25 protein-coding genes are annotated in these 23,346 nt (G+C 67.4%); 15 read left to right on the top strand and 10 right to left on the bottom strand.

The features are described 5' to 3' along the window. Positions 1-114 precede the first annotated feature (114 nt). From ON22_RS03460 to ON22_RS03450, 3 genes are read left to right on the top strand one after another with little or no spacing between them, the layout of a single operon-like run. A complete protein-coding gene (locus ON22_RS03460) occupies positions 115-1,065 on the top strand; it encodes a sugar-binding transcriptional regulator (RefSeq protein WP_033244198.1) in 951 nt (316 codons plus the stop codon). Then, positions 1,062-2,498 carry a xylulokinase gene (gene xylB / locus ON22_RS03455; RefSeq protein WP_033244197.1) on the top strand — a complete coding sequence of 479 codons (1,437 nt, stop codon included), beginning with the start codon at positions 1,062-1,064 and terminating at the stop codon, positions 2,496-2,498. Before ON22_RS03460 ends, xylB begins: the two co-directional genes overlap by 4 nt. Then, positions 2,498-3,163: an HAD-IA family hydrolase gene (locus ON22_RS03450; RefSeq protein WP_033244196.1), complete on the top strand. Its 666-nt coding sequence runs from the start codon at positions 2,498-2,500 to the stop codon at positions 3,161-3,163. The genes xylB and ON22_RS03450 overlap by 1 nt, the downstream gene beginning before the upstream one ends. 154 nt (positions 3,164-3,317) lie before the next feature. Here the strand turns inward: ON22_RS03450 and ON22_RS03445 are convergent, their stop codons facing one another. Beyond that, positions 3,318-3,635, bottom strand: a complete 318-nt coding sequence (locus ON22_RS03445) for a DUF222 domain-containing protein (RefSeq protein ID WP_231508560.1) — start codon at positions 3,633-3,635, stop codon at positions 3,318-3,320. Positions 3,636-3,804: 169 nt separating this feature from the next. Next, entirely contained in the window at positions 3,805-4,653 is an 849-nt protein-coding gene (locus tag ON22_RS03440; RefSeq protein ID WP_033244594.1) for a helix-turn-helix transcriptional regulator, read from the bottom strand. 133 nt (positions 4,654-4,786) lie between these two features. On the opposite strand from ON22_RS03440, the gene ON22_RS03435 reads away from it, so the two are divergent. Then, positions 4,787-5,230: a nuclear transport factor 2 family protein gene (locus ON22_RS03435; protein ID WP_197039664.1), complete on the top strand. Its 444-nt coding sequence runs from the start codon at positions 4,787-4,789 to the stop codon at positions 5,228-5,230. After that, positions 5,227-6,096 (top strand): NAD(P)H-binding protein, encoded by an 870-nt coding sequence (locus ON22_RS03430; RefSeq protein ID WP_033244194.1) that lies wholly within the window; start codon positions 5,227-5,229, stop codon positions 6,094-6,096. The genes ON22_RS03435 and ON22_RS03430 overlap by 4 nt, the downstream gene beginning before the upstream one ends. Here ON22_RS03430 and ON22_RS03425 read toward each other — a convergent pair. Both ON22_RS03425 and ON22_RS03420 read right to left on the bottom strand, forming a co-directional pair. After that, positions 6,085-7,275, bottom strand: a complete 1,191-nt coding sequence (locus ON22_RS03425) for an FAD-dependent monooxygenase (RefSeq protein WP_033244193.1) — start codon at positions 7,273-7,275, stop codon at positions 6,085-6,087. The two genes, ON22_RS03430 and ON22_RS03425, sit on opposite strands and share 12 nt — an antisense overlap. Before the next feature lie 33 nt (positions 7,276-7,308). Beyond that, positions 7,309-8,268, bottom strand: a complete 960-nt coding sequence (locus tag ON22_RS03420; protein ID WP_033244192.1) for a zinc-binding alcohol dehydrogenase family protein — start codon at positions 8,266-8,268, stop codon at positions 7,309-7,311. 70 nt (positions 8,269-8,338) lie between these two features. On the opposite strand from ON22_RS03420, the gene ON22_RS03415 reads away from it, so the two are divergent. The 4 genes from ON22_RS03415 (at position 8,339) to ON22_RS03400 (ending at position 13,434) form a co-directional block, all read left to right on the top strand. Beyond that, the gene (locus ON22_RS03415) at positions 8,339-8,974 is read left to right on the top strand and encodes a TetR/AcrR family transcriptional regulator C-terminal domain-containing protein (protein WP_033244593.1); all 636 of its coding nucleotides are present in this window, start codon (positions 8,339-8,341) and stop codon (positions 8,972-8,974) included. A gap of 379 nt (positions 8,975-9,353) precedes the next feature. After that, complete coding sequence (locus tag ON22_RS03410; protein WP_063820525.1) at positions 9,354-10,904, top strand: MFS transporter; 1,551 nt, start codon at positions 9,354-9,356, stop codon at positions 10,902-10,904. Between the two features lie 203 nt (positions 10,905-11,107). After that, complete coding sequence (gene glsA / locus ON22_RS03405) at positions 11,108-12,145, top strand: glutaminase A (RefSeq protein WP_306306580.1); 1,038 nt, start codon at positions 11,108-11,110, stop codon at positions 12,143-12,145. Between the two features lie 2 nt (positions 12,146-12,147). Then, complete coding sequence (locus ON22_RS03400) at positions 12,148-13,434, top strand: MFS transporter (RefSeq protein ID WP_169332445.1); 1,287 nt, start codon at positions 12,148-12,150, stop codon at positions 13,432-13,434. Positions 13,435-13,488: 54 nt separating this feature from the next. On the opposite strand, the gene ON22_RS03395 is transcribed toward ON22_RS03400, so the two are convergent. The 3 genes from ON22_RS03395 to ON22_RS03385 all read right to left on the bottom strand — a co-directional run bounded on the left by ON22_RS03395 (position 13,489) and on the right by ON22_RS03385 (position 15,377). Next, positions 13,489-13,668 (bottom strand): hypothetical protein, encoded by a 180-nt coding sequence (locus ON22_RS03395; protein ID WP_033244190.1) that lies wholly within the window; start codon positions 13,666-13,668, stop codon positions 13,489-13,491. A gap of 172 nt (positions 13,669-13,840) precedes the next feature. After that, positions 13,841-14,071 carry a hypothetical protein gene (locus ON22_RS03390; RefSeq protein ID WP_033244189.1) on the bottom strand — a complete coding sequence of 77 codons (231 nt, stop codon included), beginning with the start codon at positions 14,069-14,071 and terminating at the stop codon, positions 13,841-13,843. Positions 14,072-14,165: 94 nt separating this feature from the next. Next, positions 14,166-15,377 (bottom strand): YncE family protein, encoded by a 1,212-nt coding sequence (locus ON22_RS03385; RefSeq protein ID WP_231508558.1) that lies wholly within the window; start codon positions 15,375-15,377, stop codon positions 14,166-14,168. Positions 15,378-15,476: 99 nt separating this feature from the next. On the opposite strand from ON22_RS03385, the gene ON22_RS03380 reads away from it, so the two are divergent. After that, positions 15,477-16,238: a helix-turn-helix domain-containing protein gene (locus ON22_RS03380; RefSeq protein ID WP_231508557.1), complete on the top strand. Its 762-nt coding sequence runs from the start codon at positions 15,477-15,479 to the stop codon at positions 16,236-16,238. Here the strand turns inward: ON22_RS03380 and ON22_RS03375 are convergent. Both ON22_RS03375 and ON22_RS03370 read right to left on the bottom strand, forming a co-directional pair. Beyond that, on the bottom strand, positions 16,220-16,795 hold the full coding sequence (locus ON22_RS03375; protein WP_033244187.1) for a dihydrofolate reductase family protein: 576 nt from the start codon (positions 16,793-16,795) through the stop codon (positions 16,220-16,222). The genes ON22_RS03380 and ON22_RS03375 overlap by 19 nt on opposite strands. Before the next feature lie 114 nt (positions 16,796-16,909). Next, positions 16,910-17,947 carry a hypothetical protein gene (locus tag ON22_RS03370; RefSeq protein ID WP_156052291.1) on the bottom strand — a complete coding sequence of 346 codons (1,038 nt, stop codon included), beginning with the start codon at positions 17,945-17,947 and terminating at the stop codon, positions 16,910-16,912. 485 nt (positions 17,948-18,432) lie between these two features. Here ON22_RS03370 and ON22_RS03365 point away from each other — a divergent pair, with 485 nt between their 5' ends. The 5 genes from ON22_RS03365 to ON22_RS03345 all read left to right on the top strand — a co-directional run bounded on the left by ON22_RS03365 (position 18,433) and on the right by ON22_RS03345 (position 21,779). Beyond that, positions 18,433-18,801 (top strand): ArsR/SmtB family transcription factor, encoded by a 369-nt coding sequence (locus tag ON22_RS03365; protein ID WP_033244185.1) that lies wholly within the window; start codon positions 18,433-18,435, stop codon positions 18,799-18,801. Then, positions 18,798-19,865, top strand: a complete 1,068-nt coding sequence (locus tag ON22_RS38405) for an SRPBCC domain-containing protein (protein WP_033244184.1) — start codon at positions 18,798-18,800, stop codon at positions 19,863-19,865. Before ON22_RS03365 ends, ON22_RS38405 begins: the two co-directional genes overlap by 4 nt. Positions 19,866-19,932: 67 nt before the next feature. Then, complete coding sequence (locus tag ON22_RS34360; RefSeq protein WP_051157109.1) at positions 19,933-20,346, top strand: hypothetical protein; 414 nt, start codon at positions 19,933-19,935, stop codon at positions 20,344-20,346. Then, the gene (locus ON22_RS03350; protein ID WP_156052290.1) at positions 20,343-20,540 is read left to right on the top strand and encodes a DUF6186 family protein; all 198 of its coding nucleotides are present in this window, start codon (positions 20,343-20,345) and stop codon (positions 20,538-20,540) included. The genes ON22_RS34360 and ON22_RS03350 overlap by 4 nt, the downstream gene beginning before the upstream one ends. 144 nt (positions 20,541-20,684) lie before the next feature. Continuing rightward, a complete protein-coding gene (locus tag ON22_RS03345) occupies positions 20,685-21,779 on the top strand; it encodes a CapA family protein (RefSeq protein WP_033244182.1) in 1,095 nt (364 codons plus the stop codon). Positions 21,780-21,935: 156 nt separating this feature from the next. On the opposite strand, the gene ON22_RS03340 is transcribed toward ON22_RS03345, so the two are convergent. Continuing rightward, on the bottom strand, positions 21,936-23,318 hold the full coding sequence (locus ON22_RS03340) for an FAD-dependent oxidoreductase (RefSeq protein WP_033244181.1): 1,383 nt from the start codon (positions 23,316-23,318) through the stop codon (positions 21,936-21,938). Positions 23,319-23,346 lie beyond the last annotated feature (28 nt).

The following is a 23,346-nucleotide window of genomic DNA, read 5'->3' as shown; positions in this document are numbered from 1 at the left end:
AATCATATGTGCAACTACCCTGCTCAAATGAGCGGGGTGCTGGCACGGGCACCCCGGACAGGGCATAAAGAGGGGAACGTCGAGTTGACTGCGCGAACATCGGGAGGCGAAGCAGTGCCGAGTCGAACGCCCGGACCGGACGAGGTCGTTCGTCTCGTCTACGCGGCGCGTCAGTACTACGTCGAGGGACGCACCCGGGTCGAGATCGCCGACCGCCTGGGTGTGAGCCGATTCAAAGTCGCGCGCATGCTCGAAAACGCGACGAAACTCGGCGTGGTCCGCTTCCAGATCGCCAGCCCCGGACCGGTCGACGCCGATCTGTCCCTTGCCCTGCGTGAACGCTTCGGGTTGCGGCGGGCAGTGGTGGTGCGCACACCCACCCAGGATCCGCCGACCGTGCAGGAACACCTGGGAGAGGTCGCGGCCGGGCTGCTGTCCGAGATCCTCGAGCCCGAGGACGTGGTCGGAATGACCGCCGGACGGACCTTGAGCCAGATGGCGAGTCGCGTTCGAAACCTGCCGCGTGTCCAGGTCGTCCAACTCGCCGGTGTCGCCGGATTCCGCCAGGCCACCGGGGTCGAGGTCATCCGCCGGGTCAGCACGGCCGCCGGCGGGCGCGCGTGGAATCTGTTCGCACCCATTCTCGCCTCCGATCCGGCTGCCGCCGAGGCAATCCGGCGGCAGCCGGAAACACAGGCCACGTTCCAGCAGTTCCCGCGAGTGACCTTGGCGCTCGTCGCGATAGGGAGCTGGGTGCCCCCGGATTCGGAATTCGCCACCAACTCCGCCCTGTCGGCAGACGATCGCAAGAGGCTGCTCGCGGCCGGAGTGCGAGCCGATGTCGGCGCGGTATTGCTCGACGGTGACGGCAAACCCGTCGACCTGCTGCGTGATCGATGCGTCGCGATCGACGCGGCCGGGCTGGCCGGAATCAACGAGGTGATAGGCGTCGCCGGCGGCGAGTTCAAGACCGATGCGGTACGCGCGGCGTTGGACTCCGGTCTGCTGAATTCGCTCGTTTCCGATAAAGCTCTCGCCGAACGACTGATGGGATTGCCGTCATGACCCAGCGCCGGCTCGTGGCAGGTGTCGACTCCTCCACGCAAAGCACCAAGGTTCTGCTCGTGGATGCCGAGACCGGCCAGATCGTCGCGCGCCGGGACGCGCCGCACCCGGATGGCACCGCCATCGACCCGGAACATTGGTGGCGGGCGCTGGAGACCGCGGTGGACGGGCATTTCGATCCGAACCCGCGGAAGCGCCACGAGCTCGGGCTCCTCGACCAAGCCGCCGCCATCTCCGTCAGCGCCCAGCAACACGGGATGGTCGCCCTCGATGCCGCCGGAACACCGGTATACGACGCGCTGCTCTGGAATGATGTGCGTTCCGCGCCGCAGGCTCGCCAACTCCGCGAGCTCCACGATTCCCACTGGTGGGCAACCGAACTCGGTGTCGTACCGGTCCCCTCGTTTACTTCCACAAAACTGGCATGGCTGGCCCGGACCCACCCCGACCTCGCCGCGCGTATCGATTCCGTTCTCCTGCCACACGACTGGCTGAGCTGGCGGCTGCGCTCATGCGACGGGCCGCCGTCCACCGACCGCAGTGACGCTTCCGGCACCGGCTATTACTCGGTGCCGGGCGATACCTACCGCGAAGACCTCGTCGAAACGATCCTGGGTCACCTGCCCACGCTCCCGACGGTGTTACGGCCCTCCGAGTGGGCGGGAACGACCCGCACCGGGGTACCGATCGCTGCTGGATGCGGCGACAATGCGGGGGCCGCACTGGGATTGGGCATACGGGAGGGAGATGTCGTCATCAGCATCGGCACCAGTGGAACGGTTTTCACGACAACGCCGAATCCGGTGTGCGATCCCACCGGCACCGTCGCCGGATTCGCCGATGCGGCCGGAGGCAACCTGCCGCTGCTCGCGACACTCAATGCCGCCCGGGTTTTCGACGCCACCGCCACCATGCTCGGCGTCGACCTCCACCAGTTCGACCAGCTCGCCCAGGCCGGGCCCCCCGACGCCGGCGGTCTCGTCATGGTGCCCTACCTCGATGGGGAACGTACCCCCGATCTGCCGGACGCCACCGGCATCATCGCCGGTGTAACCCGCCGCAATATGACACCGGAGAATATGGCCCGCGCCGCCGTGCTCGGCGTACTGCATGCGCTGCGTGACGCATTGGACAGTCTGCGGGCGGTGGGCGTGCCACTCGAACACGCCCTGCTCATCGGCGGCGGCGCTCGCTCGGGCGCGGTGCGCCGGGCGGCCGCTCAGGTCTTCCAGATGCCGGTCACCGTCCCGATGCCGGAGGAGTATGTCGCGCTCGGTAGTGCACGTCAGGCGGCGTGGGCGCTCTCCGGCGCCGCGGAACCGCCGACGTGGACCACCCGAATCGACGAGGTGATCGAACCGCGGACCGAAACCTGGTCCGCTACCGCGCGTGACAGGTTTGTGACGGCCCGACGCGCGTCCTATGGACGATGATGGCCAGATGCCACCCGGACGGTGACGCCCTATATGTCGCCGCTGTGCTGTTCGACCTCGACGGCACCCTGATCGATTCGCTCGCGGCCACGGAAAAAGCCTGGAACCGCTGGGCTATCGAGTTCGACATCGATATGCCTCCTATCGTCCACGGCGTCACCGCGAAACACCGTGTCGACCAATTGCTCCCGCCGCCATCGCGGGAACGGGCCCTCCTTCGCATCGACGAACTCGAATTGGAAATTCTCGACGGTATCGCCCTGACCGAAGGCAGTACCGCCCTGCTCTCCCGAATCCCCCGGCAGCAGTGGGCAATCGTGACCTCCTGCTCACCCCAACTGGCCTCGGCCCGGATGCGCGCCGCCACCTTGGCTCCACCCCCCACCATCGTCACCGCCGCCGATGTCGTCCACAGCAAACCGAGCCCCGAAGGCTATCTCGCCGCCGCAGCAGCGCTGGGCGTCGATCCCGCCGACTGCCTGGTGATCGAAGACGCACCCGCCGGCCTGCACGCGGGAAGTGCGGCCGGATGCTGGACCATCGGTGTGACACAACCGAATTCTCACGACGAACTCGACGCCACCTACGTGGTCGGATCGCTCGGCCAGATTCGCGCGACCAGCGAACCGCGCGGCATTCGGATCAACGTCGGCACGCGCGGATGACGACAGCTTGATCAGCCGAGATTTCGATCACCTCAACGCTCTCTCCGGGAGGCCGCCCTGGAATTCGGCGGTTACGGACGAATTGTCCGCCATCGCGTATTGAACCGGGCAGCCTTCGCCGTCGTTGTCTCGGCCGGGCTACGACCCGCCCGGCTCAGCTCACGGCCGCCAAGGCCCTCCACGGCTTTCTGGAACGCGATCGCGGCCGCGGAGCGGCGCATTCGATTCGCCGGTGCGCCTCGGAGGTACTGATCCGCAGCAGATCACTCAACAGCTCCGCTGTATCCCGGTAGCCGGTGTCGGCGGCGAGACCACGGCGCTCGGCCTCGGCGACGGCAGCGACCATGGCCGCGCCCAGGCGTCGGCGGTGGCGCTCGGTTTCGACCAGTGTGCGCAGCAAGTCGACATCGGCCAGGTCCGACCATCTCCGTGTCGGCGCATGCGGTGCCAGTGCAGTCGAATGTGTGTTCACCCCGCCGACTTTACCCCACCCATAGAACATATGTTCGATAAACGGCCTGATGGCATAGGCCGTGTCGGGCAGCCGCACTGTGGCCGACCACCATATCTGTCACATCCGATCGGCACATCTGTTACCGCGAACGCACGGTATTCGGCATGAGGACGTCTCGAGCGGGCGATCACCGCCGGGGCGGCGGTGCCGAACCCGAAGAGGCGAGCGCGGCGGCGCTCGGGCTGCCCGGTTCCGCAATGTACATCGCCAGCTGCAGATCGGTTCCGGGCAGCAGCAGGGTTTGACAGGTAACTTCGAGCTCACCCAGCTCGGAGTGACGCAGATGTTTGTGCAGCGTGGGTACGGGGCGAACATCGTGGTCGCGCCAGCCGGCCGCGAACTCCGGGCTGTGCGCGGCGAACTCGTCGACCAGTTCGCCGAGGCCCCGGTCGGCCGGGTAGCGAACGCCGGCCGAGCGCAACTGGGCGGCGAACTGCCGGGCAAGCGCGCCCTCCTCGCTCGGCGGTGCCCCACAGAGGGTACCGCCGTACCGGATGGCCAGCCGCACAACGTTGCGGTCGTCAGGGGGCAAGAGCCCGAAATCGGTGATCAACGCCGCTGCCGCAGAATTCCAGGCGACGATGTCCAGCCTGCCGTCGACGAGGTAGGCGGGGATCGACCCGAGCCGGTCCAGCAGCTGCTGAGCATCGGCAGGCACCGGGGCGGGACCGCGATCCCCGGCCGGCGGGACCTGCCCTGCCAGGCGCACCAGGTGCTCGAACTCCGCGGCGGTGAGCTGTAGTGCTGTGCCCAATTCGGCCAGCACCTCCGGAGATGGATGCGGGGCGCGGGCCTGTTCCAGGCGTTCGTAATAGCTGAATGACATATTGGCCAGCGCCGCGACCTCCTCCCGGCGCAGCCCGGGGGTGCGCCGGGAACGTCGGCCGGGCGAGTACGCGCGAATTTCCGGAACTCGGTCCGGGTGCAATGCCTCCCGGCGGCGGCGCAGAAAGTCGGCCAGTTCGGCTTTGCTCACCCGGCTCATGGTGCCACGCGGGTCTCCGGTGAGCCACGGACTGGCAGTCCGGGGCTCGGCTGTGGGTTCCCGGGTCTCGAGCCCGCCTCCATTCTGGTCTGGACTGAATACTCCTCGAACAATGGAGGTCCCCGTGCCCCGCACACCCGAAGAAACAATGCGCCGCCTACTGGATTTGCTGCTGGCAAAGGATATGGACGCCGTTGCCGATCTGTGGACAGAGGAAGGCACTGCCGAGTTCCCGTTCGCCGCCGGGGCAGCGCCACGCCGACTCCTCGGTCGAGAAGAGATCCGCGGCTACTTGTCCGGGTTCCCGGAGATGTACGACGTGCGAAAAATCCCGGCACTCACGGTGCATCACACAGCCAGACCGGACACCGTGGTGGTGGAGTACACCGCGCACGGGTATTCGGTCCGCTCCGGCGAGCCCTACCGGATGGACTACATCGTGGTGATCACCGTGCAGTCCGGTGCGATCACCGCCTTTCGCGACTACTGGAACCCGGTTGCCAACGCGACAGCAGCCGGAACGCTGCCCGATCTGCTGACCTCGCTGCAGTCGGAGACGGCCCGATGACCGGTGTGCTGGTAACCGGCGGCACCGGAAAGACCGGCAGCGTGGTGGCGACACTGTTACGCGACCGCGGCGTACCGGTCCGGGTAGCCAGCCGCAACCCGGAAGCCGGCCGCTCCGGCGCCGTCCGGTTCGACTGGGGCGACCCGGCCACCCACCCGGCCGCACTGCGCGGGATGGACCGGGTCTTCCTGGTGCCTCCGATCAACAGCGTGGACCCGGCCCCGCTCGTCGATCCGTTCTTGGACGAGGCACAACGCCTCGGCGTGCGCCGGGTGGTCCTTCTCGGCTCCGCCATCACGCTGCCGAACGCTACCGGTGCGCTGGAGCTGGCCGACCGGGTACGGACCCAGCCCGGCTGGGTCGTTCTGCGCGCAGCCGGGTTCATGCAGAACTTCCTGAGCCCGCATCCGCTGGGCGAGCGAATCCGGCAGCACGGCGAGATCCACACCGCTGCGGGTGACGGCCGACTGGGCTGGATCGACGCGCGCGATATCGCATCAACCGCGTCCGCGCTGCTGGCCGGGTCGGCCGTCGAGCCCGGCGATCAGCGCGACTACCTGCTCACCGGCCCGAAAGCATTGAACTATTCGGACGCAGCAGCGATCATCGCCGCTCGTACCGGACGGCCGGTCGAGGTGGTGCAGATCGGAGTCGACGAGCAAGCGGCCCGATACCGTGCCGCGGGTATGCCCGCCGAGTTCGCTGCCGCCCTCGCCGCCGTGGAGGAGGGCATCAGAGCCGGCCGGGAAGAGCAGATCAGTACCGCGGTACTCGACCTGACCGGCCGTCCACCTCGCACCTTCACCGATTTCGTCCAGGACCACGCAGCCGAATGGGCGGGAAGATCGCGATGGTCACCGGCGTGACGCCCTCCCGTTCTCGGCACGACTCTTCGCCGACTGCCGCTGCCGCACCGTGCCGCCGAGGCGCAGGACCACCGAGCGCACCGCCTCGGCGGTACGGCTCGACGGCACGAACATCTGCTGTTTCAACCTGGCAACGCGCTGATGCCTGCCGATGAACGGGCGCAACCGCGACTCCCAGGCGGTCAGTGCCGTATCGAGGTCGTCCGGGGATTCCCTCAGCGCCTTGCCGAGCTCGGCACCACCTCGGAGGGCGCAGCCGGCGCCCATTCCCGAGTACAGGTTCGGGCACCATGCCGCATCGCCCGTGAGCACGACCCGCCCTTCACTCCACCGGGGCATCTTCACTTGGTGCACCGAGTCGAACAGGAACTCCGGCGCTTGTTCCAAGGAGTCCAGGACATGCCGCACCGCGGGGTCGTCCATACCCGAGAAGACGGTGCGCAGCCGCTCGATCCCGGACCCGCTGCGCTGGCCTTCGGTATCCCCGGTGCGGTAGGTCAGCAAGGCGGTCGGGGGCCGGTCGGCAAATCCGAACACCCACACCGCACGGCCCGCGCGGGCACTGATGATGCTGTCCGACTCGGCGAAGGACGGCACCTGCTCTCGGAGCTGGAACGCACAGATCATCGCGTCCCAGTCCGTCATGTAGTTCTCGTGCGGGCCGAAGATCAGGCGGCGCACGCCCGACCGCAGTCCGTCGGCGCCGACGACGAGGTCGAAGTTCTCGCGGTAGCGAGCGCCGGCGGCCTCGAGTAGCACGCGCACGTGGCCGCCGGTGTCGTCGATCTCGACGGGTTTCGTCGCGAACCGTACCTCGATGGGCTCGTCCGTCGCGTCGCCGCGGATGCCTTGCCAGAGTGCGGCTTCGATATCGCCGCGGACCACTGCTACGGGGTTGCCCGGCTGATGCAGGAATCCCAGCCCCGGCTCACGGTCCCCACGCCGGTTCAGCGACCATGCCTTCCCGCCGTCGGGTGGATTACGGGTGTGCAGGTGGCCGTCGATACCGAGGTCGGCGGCGGCCTGCTTGCCCGCCGCCGACAGACCGACGAAGTAGCCGCCTTTCCGGCGCTGCGGGGCCCGTTCGGCGATCACCGGCTGCCAGCCGGCCTGCCGCAGCCCGATGGCCGCGGCCATACCGGTGATCCCGAGCCCGACGACCAGTGCGCGTTTGCGCATGATGCCGTTTCCCTTCCGCTCCGGTCTGCCCGGTCAGTCCGGGACGACGACGGCCCGGCTACCACCCTGATGCGCCCAGGCTTCGCCGATGCGGCCGAGCGGGTACGCGGTGTACGGCGCGTCGAAGGTACCGTCGGCGAACCGGGCGAGAATGGCGGGAAACTCGGCGATCATCTGTTCCTTCGAGACCGAGCCCAGACCACTGCCGCTGATCCGGATCCGGCGGCTGCGCAGTAGTGCCGCGGGCAGCGACGCCTCGGTTCCGGCGAGCGAACCGATCTGTACGTAGTCGGCCGGCACGCTGTTGTCGGCCGGGCGGGAACTTCCCAATGCCGTGAAGGCGGCCTCGGCGACGGTGCCCCACACATAGTCGAGGACGAGGGTGGGCTGCGCCTCGGCGACGGCCGCTGCGAGGGTGGCCGACCAGGAGTCGGGCGCTTCCGGTGCGAGCGCAACGGTCACTACCCCCGGGCCGCGCAGCTGTTCCAGCACCGCGCGGTTGCGCCCGGCCGCGACGACCTGTTTCGCACCGAGTGCCAGTGCGGCCCGCACCGCCAGGCCACCGGATGCGCCGGTCGCGCCGAGCACGAGTACGGTGCCGAGCTCGCCCGCCTCCTCGCGCCGGGCGGTCAGCGGCATCCACCCGGAGAGAGCGGGATTCATACCGGCGGCGACGGCGAGCGGATCGGCCCCGGCGGGAAGCTCCGCCTCGAACGGCGTGACCATCCATTCCGCCATGGTTCCCCATGGCGCCCGAGCGAACCCCGTGTAGACCAGCCGCCCGTCCTCGGTCCGGGCCACGGCATCGATGCCCGGTACGAGGGGATGCGCTCGGCCGCCGCCGTAGTGGCGGCCGGAGGCCTGCCCACGGACGACGTGGTGCAAACCGGCGCCGACCAGCCTCAGCGGCGCTCGTCCCGGCTGCTGTTCCGGATCCGGAAAGTCCGCGCAAACGGGTGTCGCGTCGGGGGCGTTGACGACTGCAGCGCGCATGAGATGACTCCTTAACTAAGTTAATCTCCGATGCCGACAACGGTGCCTTAACTTTGTTAAGGTGTCAACCGTGGCAAAAGGAATCACGCGGGAGCAGATCGTGACGGCGGCACTCGAACTGCTCGACGAGCAGGGCATGGACGCCCTCACCGTCCGCGCGCTCGCCTCCCGGCTCGACGTGAAGGCCCCCGCCCTGTACTGGCACGTCCACAACAAACAGGAACTTCTCGACGAGATGGCCACATTCGTCATGCGACGCGTCACCGACGCCCTCGCGGCGATCCCGCGCGGCGGAGACTGGCGTGACGACATAGCCGCCTACGCCCGCGTCCTGAGGTCGGAGTATCTGATGCACCGGGATGGGGCGCGCATCTTCAGCGGCACGCGTGTCGCCGACCCCGAAGTGGTGAAGGCGAAAGAATCGTGGCTGGAGCGCTTGACCGCGGCCGGATTCTCACTGCCCGAGGCCGACGACACCCTCGACCTGACCACCGCCTTCGTGGTCGGCTTCGTCATCGAAGAACAGGAGCGCAGCCCGTCCACCGGTGCCGATCCCGCTCGATACTCGCTCGCCGGACGTGACGCATGGCTCGGCGAAGGCGCCGAACTGGTCAAGGCCGCAGGGCATCTCCGCGACGACGGCGCCCCGAGGTTCGAACGGCAGCTCGGCGTTCTCCTCGACGGACTCGCGGCCCGGCTGCACTGACGGCCGTTCAGCCGGGCCGCCACAATGGGCGGTCCCGGGGCTCGGCCCCGAAGGGTCACTCCGCCTCGAGGCAACGATCTTCTCCCACTCGCCGGACGCCGACAGCGCCGACTTCCCCTCCCGCGCATGACATGACGCAGCCCCGCGCCCATCGGGCGCGGTAGCCACCCGGGCAGGGCCGAAGAACTCCGCGCGCACAGGCGCGATATCGGACGCGGTGACGACTGCCGCCCGCGTCACCCCTCCCTATTCGAATTCGACCGACCGATTGCCACCCCTCCTTAACTTAGTTAAGGTGTTGGCTCGGGGCGGGGAATCATCCGGGATCGAACCGTGGCGGCAGCGCTGAAACTGCTCGACCATCCGCAAAGGAGCTTTCGTGGACACCACGCCGGACACCGGCCTTCCACCGGGCACGACACGGCACAGACGGTGGAACAAGCGCCTCGCCGCACAAATCGCCGCACTCCTCATCGGGAATCTGATGGCGGACACCGTGATCGTGGCGCCGCTGCTCTTCCTCCCGCAGATACTCGAGCACTTCCAGACCGATCAGGCGGCCTGGATCAGCTCGAGCGCGGTGCTCGCCGGTGCACTATGGGCCCCACTGCTGGGCCGGAGCGCCGACCTGCGCGGCAAACGCCGGATGCTCGTCATGACGCTGCTCATCGGCTGCACCGGCTCCGTCATCTGCGTGCTGGCTCCCAACCTGCTGGTATTCACCCTCGGACGACTGGCCCAAGGCGCCGTCATCGCATCGGTCTTCCTCTCCGCCACGATCGTCCGCGAACTCTGCGAACCACGGATCGCGATGCCCGCGGTCGGAATCGTCACCACCGGCACCGCTGTACTCAACTTCGGCGCCGCCTTCCTCTACGAGAATCTGGTCGCCGAGCTCGGCTTCCGCGTCATCTTCGTGACGGCAGCCGCACTCGGCGGCGCCGCCGCCGTCGCCGTGCGCGCCGTCATCCCCGAATCCACGATCAGGACATCGGGCCGACTCGACGTCGGCGGGGCTCTCTTACTGGGCGCCGGCCTGGTCTCGGTGCTCGGCTACATCAGTCTGGGCCCGGAGATCGGCTGGTTCGGTGTGGTCCCGTTCGCCCTCCTCGGCGCCGGTCTGGCCGCGCTGGCGTACTGGGTACGGCACTCTCGGCGGGCCGCCGATCCCGTGATCGATATCAGCAACCTCGGGCGGCCCCTGCTGCTCACGCTGCTCGTCATCGTGCTCGCTACGGGAGCGACGCAGAGCATGGATCAGCTCCTCGCCCTGATCGCCCAGGTCTCGCACGAGCAGCAGCTCGGCTACGGGCTCGACGCGCAGGGCATGCTGGGGCTGCTGTTCGGGATGCCCGCCATCGGGGTTGTCGTCGGCGGAGTGCTCTCGGGCTGGCTCGCGACCCGGATCGGACCGGCGGCCACGCTGGCCGTCGCCACGACGGTCGGCGCTACCGGCGCCGCGGGGATGCTCACGGGGGCGTCCTGGCTGCCCGCGGCAATCGCCTGCTCCTTTCTGCTGCAGTGCACGATGGGCGCCCTCCTGACCACGGGCTTCAACCTGGCGGGATCGCTCGTATCGGCCGATCGCCAGGCAGCGGTCTCGAGCATGGTCTCGGTCGTGGGCGCGATCGGCTCGGTGGTCATGACGTTCGTGGGTGCAGCCGTCCTCTCGTCCACCCGGACGATCATCGACGGTGCGGCGGTGAACTCCGCGACGGGCGTGTACGGCTACATCGCGATCGCGACCGCCACATTGGCGATCGCCACTGTGCTCGCCGTCGGCTCGGCCCGTCGGCTCGGCCCGTCGGCGACCATCCGAGCCCACCGTCCCCGATGGCCGGCCACGCCCGTGAGGGCGATCGCGGGCCGGATCCGGTGCCGCAGCGTCGTCATGCTTCGTCTCGTCGGTCGATGCCGAGGGTGGCGATGAGGTCTTCGTGGAGTTGGAACCAGACACGATGACAGGAGTCTCTATCGGTTTTGTCGATCCAGCCGGGCAGTCCGTCTGCGGCGTTCCGCAGTGCCTCGCCGTAGCGGGCCGCGTACCCGTCGAATCGTGCGAGAACGCGCGACAGGGCGCTCCTCCAGCGGAGCGAGTGCGGCACCGACCGCCGCGAGCTCGTCGAGGATGCGCTGATCCCGGGCGCTGTCGGTGCGATCGTTCGGGGCGCACAGCATGCGTTCACCGGCGATCTTCCCACCGAATCCCGAGTGGGCGAACTCGTCACCGAAGCCCACCGGCGCTATGCCGGCCTGCACGACGGGCAGGTCGCCGACTACATCCCGATCCTGGCCGAAGCCGATCCGAACTGGTTCGGGCTGACGCTGGCCGGGACGAACGGGCGTACCCACTCGGCCGGTGACACCGGGATCGCGTTCTCGATCCAGTCGATTTCGAAGGCCTTCGTCTTCGCACTCGTCTGCGAGGCGTACGGGCACCAGGCCGTTCACGAACGTGTCGGCGTGAACAATACGGGGCTGCCGTTCAATTCCGTGATAGCCGTCGAACTCAATGCGGGCAGCCCGATGAATCCGATGGTCAACGCGGGCGCGATAGCGACGACGGCGCTGATGCCCGGCGCGACCCCGGCGGAACAATGGGAGAACATCCGCACCGGCCTGTCCCGTTTCGCCGGGCGGTATCTCGAACTCGACGGGGTGGTCTATCGCTCCGAAATACTCACCAACCAGCGCAACAAGGCGATAGCGCGACTCCTGGAGAGTTACGGGCGCCTCGACACCGACCCGCTGGAAACCGTGGACATCTACACCCGCCAATGCGCCCTCGCCGTAACCGCTACCGACCTCGCGGTCATGGGCGCAACCCTGGCCGACGGCGGCGTCAACCCGATCACCCGGGAGCAGGTGGTCTCGTCGGAGGTATGCCGCGACACCCTGGCCGTGCTCGCCTCGTGCGGGCTCTACGAACGGTCCGGGGAGTGGTTGTTCGAGATCGGATTGCCGGCGAAATCCGGTGTCGCGGGCGGCATCGTGGCGATATCGCCGGGCAAGGGTGCGCTGGGCACATTCTCACCGCGGCTGGATGCGGCGGGAAACAGTGTCCGCGGGCAACGTGCCTGCGCCTACCTCTCGCGCGCCCTGGGCCTGAATCTCTTCGCGTCCTCCGTCCACCAGCCCGTCACAGCCGCCGACAGCGCGAAAGGAGCCTGACCGTGCCGGACAACACCGTCGCCGCCGCGGCGATCATCGTTCCGGCGCTGGTGGCGCTCATCGCGGAGAACTACACCGGCGATCAGCAGGCGACAGCGGTCGGCTCGCTGGGTTCGGCCCGCGCCATCTCCGGTGTCAGCGCATTCCTGATCGGCGGCACGCTCGGAACCCTGGTCGGCTGGCGTCCCGTTTTCGGTGTCACGCTGGCGATCGCGGTCGCCGTCTTCGCGCTGAGTTTCGGCCTCCGCACCGATGAGGGCGACCCGAATATCCGCATCGATATCTTCGCCTCGGTGCTGATCGGATCCGCAATCGTCGTACTCACCCTGGGCTTCAACAACCTGAACGCGTGGGGCATCGTCTTCGCGAAAGACGCCGCGCCGTTCTCGATACTCGAACTCTCACCCGCGCCGGTGCTGGTCGTGGCCGGTGTGATCCTCGGCCAGTTGTTCGTCATATGGACCAGGCGCCGGACGCGACAGGGCAAGGTTCCGCTGATCGATCTCGGCGTGCTGGGGCGGCCCACCGAGCGTGCCGCCATCTACGCGATGTTCGTCATCGTGGCCATGGAAGCCGCGGTGAACTTCACCATCCCCACCTACATCCAGGTCGTGCAGGGACGCAGCCCGTTCGATACGTCGCTGGCGATGATCCCGTTCAACCTGACCGTTTTCGTGACCGCGACACTGATCGTCCGGTTCTACAAGCAGTACCCGCCACGCGTGATCGCCCTCTTCGCGTTCGGCCTGACGACGGTCGCGCTGCTCTGGCTCGCCTTCGCCGTGACGAACAACTGGGAAACCCTTCCGACGATCTTGGGGCTCATCGTCTTCGGGATCGGGGAGGGCGCGCTGGTCACGCTGGTGTTCAATGTTCTGGTCACCGCCGCGCCCAAGGAACTCGCCGGCGATGTCGGATCGTTGCGGGGTACCGCGCAGAACCTCGCCTCGGCCGTCGGCACCGCCGTCATGGGCGCCGTGCTCGTGACCACGCTGAGCTTCGGGGTGACCCAGTCCGTGGAAGAACACCCGGAGCTGCCGCCGGAACTGGCCGCGCAGGTGGACCTCGACAACGTCAACGTCGTGAGCAACGAGGAACTGCGCACCCTTCTCGAGCAGACCACCGCCACTCCCGAACAGGTCGATGCCGCCGTCACCCTGAACGAGGAACAGCGGCTGCGCACCCTGAAGCTCGGTTTCCTCATCCTCGCCGGTATCAGCGCCGCCGCCGCGCTGCCCGCATCACGACTGCCGAAGTACCGGCCGGGCGAAATCCCCGCACCCCACTGATGCCACGACCGAGCGCCGCCCGTGGAACCGGGACGATCACCGATATTCGCGACGTCAGCGCGAGTAATCCCGGAAGGTCATCACGCCGCCGACCAGGAAAACCATCACCGCGAGGATGTAGACGGTGACGCGGAACCACGTCGGCCCGTAGTAGCTGACCGCCATCGCCGCACCCAGCGCCGCGAGAATCAGTACCACCCCGTAGAACGGTGTGCGCTGCTCCCTGTCAACCATTCCTCCAGTGTCCGCCGGTGGCGTCCCGGTAGCAATGAACATCACACAGATCGTGCTCTGACCTGGTGCGCTGTCGCTCTCCGCACCTGCCGGGCCTCTTCAGCAATCGGCCCGATTGCCGCACAGGTAAAGCGTGTGTGGCAACCGGGCCGAGAGCATTCACCCGCTGTGATCAGGCAGCGGACATGGTCGACAACATCTGCGCGAGCTGCGCCATCCCTGCCGCTTCGTTGGCCGAGGAGCCCGGGGCGATCGGCAGCTGCACCGATTCGGCGGACGGGGCTGTCACCTCGGTGGCCGGTTGCAGCGGCAGCCCGGTTCCGGCACTTGCCTGCGCCGCACCGGCTACTGCGCCGATCGCGATGGCCGCGACGGCGATGCTGCCCGACAGAAGACGTTTCATACTTTTTCTCCCATTGATCTTTCCGCGGTTGCGGATTCCTCCCGACCCGTTCCCATCCAACTCGCTCGGCCCGGGGGCGGGCAAGCCCCTTCGGTTATCGCATGACCCCGGTGTGCCCGGTCGAGTAGCGGCCTGGTTGCGGCCACACGGTCAAACCGTGCGGTCCTTGGCCGACAGGGATACGAGCCAATAACTTCCAATCGATGATATCGATCGCGTAGACCTCGTCGTGTTTGCGTCCGGATACCCAGAATGTCCGGCCGTCGACTGACAGGTTACCCATGTCTGGGCTGCCACCGCCCGGCAGGAACCATTTGTGCACGAGAGCATCAGCGGCGAAATCCCATACCGAGATACTGCCTTCGTCGCGGTTGGTGATGAGCATCTGCTTGGAATCCCGGGTTACATACAACCCGTGCGTACCGGCCCCGGTCGGGATGAAACCGGTGTTGTCGAAACTCAGTGCGTCGAAGGTGTAGATACCGCCGGCGTGCATATCGGCGACGAAGAAGGTGCGGCCGTCCGGGGAGAGTTTGACGTCCTGCGGCATCCCGTGCCGTCCGTGCGGCAGATCGATGGTGCGTACCAGGGTGCGCCCGGCGATATCGATAACCGACATCCGTCCGGCGAATTCGCAGCTCGCCAGGGCGAACCGGCCGTCGGCGGTGAAATCCATATGATCGATCCCGGCACAGTCCGGGACCGGGATCGCCTGCTTCTTCTCCCAGGACACCGGGTCGTATAAGTCGAGCGATTTATCCGCCTCGGCGACGACCAGGGCATATTTGCCGTCCGGTGTGTAATACATGTTGTACGGATCCCGCACCGGGAAACTTTCCCCCGGCTTACCCGTGCGTGGATCGATCGGCAGCAGACTGCCGCCGCCGATCGGCAGATCGTTGGTGACATACAGGGTTTGCAGATCGTAGGACGGCACCACATGCTGCGGTTCCACGCCACCGGCCGAGAAGGTGTCGATCACCTGGAAGGTCGCGGGGTCGATCACCGAGACATCATGGGATCGGCTGTTCGGGACATACACCAGTTCGCGATGCTCGGCCACCGCCGGACTCAGCTCCCGGTTGGCCGCGTAGATATCGTCGAACCGCAGCGGCGGAGGCATTCCCGGCAACAGATCCGCCATAGGTTCGGGTGGCGGTGGCGCACTCGCGGAAGTTGCCGAGGCCCGGCCGGATTCGTTCGTCGATACCGCCTCCCCCGAAGTACAGCCCGTCATCGCAACGAGGACCGCAGCTGCCGCGGTGAGCCGGACCGACCGGTCACGCCGCAGGGTGGTTACTGACACCGATGTCCTTTCGTCCTGCCGAGTGTTCACCAGGTCGAAAGGAGATGCCTCGAGTCAGAGTCTCTTCCGGGCACATCGGTGGTAACACTCGAGCGCAATATGAGACAACAGTTCGTGCACGATTTCCGCATCCGGAAGCGTAGTGGAGAAATGGGACTGCTGTTCGAGACACGGGCATCGGATTCGCCGTGGGTGGAGTCCGTGTGGATCTGCCGGAGCGAGCAGGTCTCGGAGATGACATCGGTGGCGACCGAGACCTGGGGCCTGGTGTTCTGGGAACTGGAGGGGCGCCGCTATACGGCGATCACCGGACCGGAGAGCCGCACGGCTACCGCACCCGTGCCGGAAGGCGCGCAGTTCGTCGGTATCCAATTCGCGGTAGGGACATCGCTGCGTACGACGGCGACGCCGGCTCTGGTGGACGGCGGGATCGCGCTGCCCGATGTGACCGGCCGGACCTTCTGGCTCGACGGCGCCCACCGGGAAACCCCGCGGGCCGACGATGCCGAGGCGCTCGTCGACCGGCTCGTCCGCGAAGAAGTCGTGATCCGCGACCCTCTGGTCGCGGCGACACTGGCGGGTTCACCACCGGCGGTCACCGAGCGAACTCTCGAACGACGGTTCCGCGCGGCGACCGGGCTCACCCAGGGCGCCGTCCGGCAGATCGGCCGCGCCCGCACCGCCGCGCTGCTGCTGGCCTCGGGCGAGATGCCCGGCGATGTCGTCGCCAAACTCGGGTACTACGACGAACCCCATCTCGCCCGCGCACTACGCCGGTACGTCGGCCGGACCGCTCAGGAGTTGCGCACCCGGACCGGTGGCGCGCTCGCGCTCGATCCCGGTCAGTGTGCGACCTCGTAGACGAGTTTGGTCACTCCGTTGGAGTAGGTCGCCGAATCCCGCAGCCGCAGCGTCTGCTTATCGCGGTCCGACCGGGCGAACAAGCTCTTCCCGGCCCCCAGGAGCACGGGGAACACCAGCAGGTTGTACCGGTCGATCAGGTCGGCGTCGGCGAGGCGGCGGGCTAGTTCGGCACTGCCGTGGATGTAGATCGCGCCGCCGTCGGCCTGTTTCAGCTTCGCGACGTCGTCGGCCGATCGCAGGATCGTGGTCGGACCCCAGCCCTCGACCAGGGAGTCCTCGCTCAGTCCGGCGGAGACGACATACTTGGGCAGATCCTTGTAGGCGGCGTGATCGTCCGAATCGCGCCAGACCGGGGCGAACGCCTCGTAACTGCGGCGGCCGAACAGCAACGCGGTCGTATCGGCCAGCTCCTCGGCTTTGAGAGAATACGCTTCGGGCACGAACTCGGTGTCCATCACCCAGCCGCCGCTGCGGTGCCCCTCGGCTGTGCCACCGGGCGAGTCCACGACGCCGTCCAGCGACATGAAACCCGTGTAGACCAGTTCGCGTGTCATCTAATTCCTCCAGGGCATGGGCGTCGGATTCGATCTGCATTCAGCCTAGAAAGTGCCGCTGCCGATGTCTTGGACGAAACCGACACCACCTGCAGGTCGGCGAGCCCGCCGTATTCACCCGGGGATGAGCGGCCGGCCCGATCGGGGCGAACCACAGTTGCCGGCCGAACGCTTCGCGGAGGCGGCCCCGCTGCCGGGCTGCGGTGTGGCGGCGGGCCGGTTGGTGGGACGAGGCCGCACGCGGCGGGCGGTAGGCCGGTCGCGGCGCGCCGGGCCGTCGGTCCGGCGGGGCAGTTCGGCACGGGTCAGGAGGCGTTTACCGACTCCGAGGTCGTCGTGATCGGACCCGGCCGCACCGAGCAGCCGGGGCTCGTACGGCAGAGCGATATCGAGTTGCTGTTCGAGGACCGTCACGCTCTCGGAAACCGCGAGGCGGGCGTCGGCCGGTAGCTCGGCAGGGCCGGGGCGGGAAACTTCAGCCGGTACAAGGGCAGCGGCGGTGCTCGCCCGTATCGATTTCCGCATGCTGAGAGCGAGCACTGCGGCGAGCACCGCGACCAGGCCGCAGACGAGTGCCTGATTCGTCAACACCGCGGTAGCCACCGGTGCGGTATCGGGGCCGGATTCGCTGCCGCCTCCGAAGAGCTTGCCCAGGATATCGCCGAGCGCGGTTTTCAGTTCGTCGTGCTGTTCGGTCATCGCGTGCAGCTCCGGCGCTTTGCCGTTGAGGTGCAGCAGCGCCGCGGGGACGAGTACGGCATTGGCCGCACCGGCACCGACCATCGCCGGCAATCCGATACCGAACATCCGGTACGACCACGCCGCGGCCACGGTGATCACGGCGGCCGCGGCGGCCAGGATGCCCCACAGCCCGCTGATGGAAACGATGCTGTCGGTGAGGCGTTCGCCGACGTTGCGGAGCGCGGGAACGGAACCGTCGAGCCGGCCGAAAGCATCCGCCTGCACGTCACCACGGGGTCCCGAAGCCGACAGCCAGGGCTGGAACAGCAGGATGAGAGTGAGCAGGCCGAGCGCCGAAATGGACCAGCATTTCCAATCGGATGGTAATTGCGAACCCGGTCGGTCGATATTTCCGGTCCTGGGTTGTGGTGAATATTCCGACGTATTTCTGGTCTCGACCCTGTGGTCCACCGTTTCGCCTTACCGCGCGAATGTCAGGGGTGCGGCACCGTATCCGGCCACATCCCCGATGAGCCCTTGCCGCCCATCGACTTTCATCAGCTTAGAACACCACACCCGCAGGTCAAGGGCCATTCGGACGATAAAGAGAGCTGTGCCACAATACCTTTCGGTAACATAGCTACCCGACGTAGTCGACCATAGACCGGTACATTCTTGTGAAATAGCTTGAAATAGGCGCTATTCGGGCGAAAATGCCCGCCGGGGATACGCCGGCGATCCATGCGCTCGTTGTGACCGGTTCCACGAATGAGGCACCCCTCTCTGTTTCGTGAGCGAGCACACCGGAAACCATCCGGCCGACCACGGCGAGACGACCGGACCGGAACTCTGGACAGATCACGGGCATACCCACACTTCTTCATCAACCAGAAGGTTGACTACATCCCCGCAAGAGCCCTACCTTGTTAATCAACCAGAAAGTTGAGGACGATCGTATGGATGAATCCGGGGAACGGCTCAACCGCGTGTTCGCGGCACTGGCGGATCCGACCCGGCGTGCACTGGTGGCCCGGCTGGCGGCGGCGGACGCGACGGTGAGCGAACTCGCCGAGCCCTACGAGATGAGCCTGCAGGCGATCTCCAAACATGTGAAAGTCCTCGAGGACGCCGGGCTGGTGACCCGGAGCAGAGACGCCCAGCGGCGGCCGGTGCATCTGGACGCCGAGATATTCGACCTGATGACCAAATGGATCGAGCGTTATCGACGCACCGCGGAACAGCGCTACCAGCGCCTGGATGCGGTGCTGGCCCAGCTGGCCGACGACGAACAACCGCAGGTATTCCCGCCGAAGGAGGCATCATGACCACAACCGGGTACGACACCAGAATCGTCGCGGACGAGAACGTTCCCACGATCGAGATCGTCCGGGAGTTCGATGCGGAGCCCGCCCAGGTGTTCCGGGCACATATCGACCCCGGCCTCTACGCGAAGTGGGTCGGTCCGCGTTCGCTGAGCACGAAGATCACCCGCTGGGACGCCCGCACGGGCGGCGCGTGGGCATTCGCCAGTGAAAGCGACGGCGTGGAGATCGCCGCCTTCTACGGCAGTTTCCACGAGGTACGGCCGGCCGAACGGATCGTGTGGACTTTCACCTATACCGGCGAACCGGACGGGGTCGCGCTGGAAACGCTGACCTTCGAGAGGGTCGGCGAGCGACGCACCCGGCTGCGGACGTTGAGCGTAGTGGCCGATTTCGCGACCCGCGACGGGATGCTGGCCAGCGGTATGGAGACCGGTGTGCGCGAGGGTTACGACAAACTCGACCACCTGCTGGCACCGGAGTCCGGAACACCCGCGGTCGCAGGCCCCGCGACCCGGCATTTCGAGGACGCGGCCCGGTTCACCGCACTCGTCGAATCCGCCTCCGCCGAGGAGTGGACGCGTCCCAGCCCGGTCCCGGAGTGGACGGCCCTCGATATCGTGCGGCATCTGATCGAATGGTCGCGCGGGTTCCTCGGCGGCGCCGGAATCGAGCTGCCCGCCCTGGATATCGCGGCCGACCCGGTGACGGCATGGAAACGGCACGTCGCCGATATCCAGGGCATTCTCGACAACCCCGCCGGACGGGTCCACAGCAATCCGCACACCGGGGACCAGCCGGTGGACCAGGCGATCGATACCTTCTACACAGCCGATATCTGGATGCACAGCTGGGACCTGGCCAAGGCCCTGGGCCGCGAACCCGACCTGGGCGAACAGCGCTGCCGTACCGCACTGGAGGGTATGGCGCCGATGGATCGGATGCTGCGCGAGAGCGGACAGTTCGGACCGGCCGTACCGGTCGGCGAGAACGCCTCGGCTCAGGACAAGCTGATGGCCTTCATCGGCCGGGACCCGGCCTGGCAGCCGCCCGCCACCGCGTCCTGAACCGGAGGGCCGACGCCACTCCCCGCACAGCCCCGGACCAGGCGACAGTGGCGGTACGCTGCCGATCATGGCAGCCGAATCGAGCCGGCCGGCCGATGGGGGTTCGCTTCCACCGGCGATATGGGCAGGTGCCGCGCTCGTCGTCGCCACACTCGGCGCCCTGACCCGTCCCTTCGAATGGGCAGCAACAGGTTTGGTCGTGATCATTGCCGGCGCGGTACTCGTGTACGCCGTTCGCCGGCCGTCCGAGCCGATTTCGCCGGGGCCACGACTGCGCAACGGCCTGTTGCTGTGGTCGCTTCTGCTGCTGGTGATTTCGAGCTGGGAACTGTTCGCACTGTCGCGGCAGGAATCGTGGAATGTACCGGATCGGTCCCATCCCACCCTGTCCACACTGCTGGATCCGGCGCTCGAACAGGGCCCGGGCCGTTGGGCCGGCTGGCTGATATGGCTGGCCGCCGGGTGGCGGCTGCTGCGATGACCGACCGGGCTCTCGTTCTCCTCGGGTTCGCGGCGCTCGCCGTGGCGGGTGTACTGGCCGAACTCGCGGCGCGCCGCTCACAGCGCTGCACCACCTTCGGTGAAACACTCCGCCTGCTGTTGCGGTCCCGCGTCCTGCGAATACTCACAATCCTGGTGTGGGCCTGGCTGGGCTGGCATTTCCTGGCCCGATGAGCATGTGCCGTATCCGTGCGAACAGGCGCTGACCAGGCTCGATCAGATCAGCGTCCGGTGGTAGCGTTTCTGTATGAAGCTCGGTGCCCGACCGGCGGGCCGGGCCGGAACGGGTGAACCGATATCGCCGGATCCGGCGCCGCCATGACGGTCACGGCCCTGCTCGGTGGTGATCTCATGCTCGGCCGTGGCGTGGATCAGCTCCTGCCGCGACCGGGGCATCCGGGATTACACGAGCCGTGTGTCCGAGATGCCCGGCGCTATGTCGAGCTGGCCGAGCAGGCCAATGGGCCGATCCCCCGGCCCTACGGGTTCACCGGCCCCTGGGGTGCGGTGAACCGGCTCCTCGAGGAACTCGCACCCGATCTTCGGCTGGTCAACCTGGAAACCGCCATCACCGCCGACGGCAGTTTCGCGGCCGGCAAAGGGGTCCACTATCGCATGCACCCCGGCAACCTTGCGGCGCTCACCGCATTCCGGCCCGACGCCTGCGCACTGAGCAACAACCATTCCCTCGATTTCGGTCTCCGCGGACTGGCCGACACCCTCGAGGCGCTGTCCCGCGCGGATATCCGGGCCCCCGGCGCGGGCGCGAACCTCGCTGCCGCACAGCAACCGGTGGAGGTACCGGTTCCGGGAGGTCACCGCGTACTGATCGTGTCGATATCGACCCGGTCCAGCGGTGTCCCCGCGAGCTGGGCCGCGGGCCGCGACCGCCCGGGAATCTGGCTGATCGACCACCCCGGCGCCCGCCACGCCGACGAGGTGGCGGCCCGGTTCGCACCACTCGCCCGCAGCGGTGACCACACCATCGTGTCGGTGCACTGGGGGCCCAACTGGGGCTATGGCACCGGCCTCAGCGAGCAGGAATTCGCCCACCGGCTGATCGACGCAGGTATCGATATCGTGCACGGCCACTCCGCACACCATCCCCGCGCGATCGAAATCTATCGAGGCAAACCCATCCTGTACGGCTGCGGCGATATCGTCGACGATTACGAGGGAATCGGCGGCCATGAGTCCTACCGGCCCGAACTCCGGCTGCTCTACCTCGTCGGCCTCGATCCCGGTGAGCCCGCCGAAGTGCGCATGCTGCCGCTGCACATCAGGCATATGCAACTCGAACGGGCCGGACCCGCCGATACCCGATGGCTGAGAAATACGCTCGGCGAGATCAGCGCCCGGTTCGGCACACGAGTCGTCAGCGGCCCCGGCGGTCTGCTGACGGCATCCCGGTAGCCGCCCCGCCGCCGGGCGTCAGCAGAAGACGACCGACGACCCGGTTCGTCGCCGTTGTCGATCTCCGATCCCGGCATCTCACCGCCAGGTTCGTTCCCCGGCCGGCGTAACCGCGTCAGGACCGTGAAGCCGGACCGGGCTCGCGAGCGAGCACGCTCAGCCCGCGTTGTGAATTGTGCTCGGCAGTTCGGTCGGATCGGTCAGGGACGGGTCCGGCTGCCGCCCGGTGGACGCCCATTCGGCGATGGTCTGCTGGACCTCAGGTGCTTGCATCCCGGAGGGGTCCATGTAATAGGCGGCCCGCCGCATGGCCTGAGCGACAGCGGGATCGGTGGTGGCGGCGGCCACCGCGAACGCTTCGCCCGCGACGGCTTCCGGATCCGGCGGGGTGTAGTTCACGAACTCGGCGCCGGGGAAGAACGCATCGGTGTTCGCGGCCATGGCGAAGGCGTAGTCGGTCCACGGCGCCAGCTCGGCCGCGAACTTCTCCGCGATCCCGGTGACCGAGCCGTCCGCGGACGCGACGACCTGCGCGAGCAGGGAGGCACCGATCGCGGCGATCGTCATCCCCTGGCCGTAGATCGGGTTGAATGCCGCGACGGCATCGCCGATGACGACGAATCCCTCTGGCCGCCGGTCCAGTTGCTCCCACAGCCTGCGCTGATTGCCCGGCATCCGGTAGGTGTCGGGCTCGACGATCAATTCCCCGGCGCGCACGACGCGGCCGAGAAGGGGGCTCGGGGCCTCGTCCAGGTAGTCGAGCAGTTCCGCATACCCGGCCGGCGGGTAGTTCTTCGACATCCCCATGGCCGCCACCACATGCTGTCCGTTACCGCAGGGCAGAATGGCTCCGCCTTTGAGATGCGCGGGGTTCGGGGTGGCGGCGATCCCGCGGAACCCGTCCGGTAGCGCGCCCTCGGGCAAGCGGACCACCATCGTGGCGTAACCGAGGTGCGGCCGCACATGCTGTTCGGCCGGCGGTGTGTAACCCAGTTCGCTCAACCAGTTCGGTGCCTTGGATCCGCGGCCCGTCGCGTCGACCACGAGATCGGCGTCCAGTTTCTCGCCGTCGGCCCCGGTCACCTTCACCCCGGTGACGGCGGTGCCGTCCGCGCCGGCCAGCAGCCCGGTGGCGATACCGTGCACCGCGCGCACATTGGGCAGCGCCAGCACCCGCCGCCGTAGCACCCATTCGAAGGTCGGCCGGAGAAAGCCGATGACGTCCATGCCTCCGGCGACCCGGGCGGCCCAGCCCCGCGGGTACAGGATCGCGACATCACGGTCGACGTCATAGCGTTCACAACCCTGCTCGAGGAGGTCGTCACCGAACCCCGGTAGCAACTCTTCGATCCGCGCCAGACCGGCCGGCATCAGCTGATGCACTTGATTGCCCTGTGGCACACCGCGGCGCGGCACGGCACCTTCGGAGAGCTGATCCCGTTCGACGATCGTGACGGTGCCGAAGTTCTTGCTCAACGCGGCGGCCGAAAGCAATCCGGCGACACTCGCGCCGAGTACCACGGCATGAGAAAGGGACATCCGAAGCCTCCGAAACAGATTCGACATC

This window comes from Nocardia carnea NBRC 14403, assembly GCF_000308515.1.
GTDB classification, from domain to species: domain Bacteria; phylum Actinomycetota; class Actinomycetes; order Mycobacteriales; family Mycobacteriaceae; genus Nocardia; species Nocardia carnea.
The sequence above is the reverse complement of the archived record's forward strand: the minus strand, read 5'-3'. Positions and strand labels throughout refer to the sequence as shown.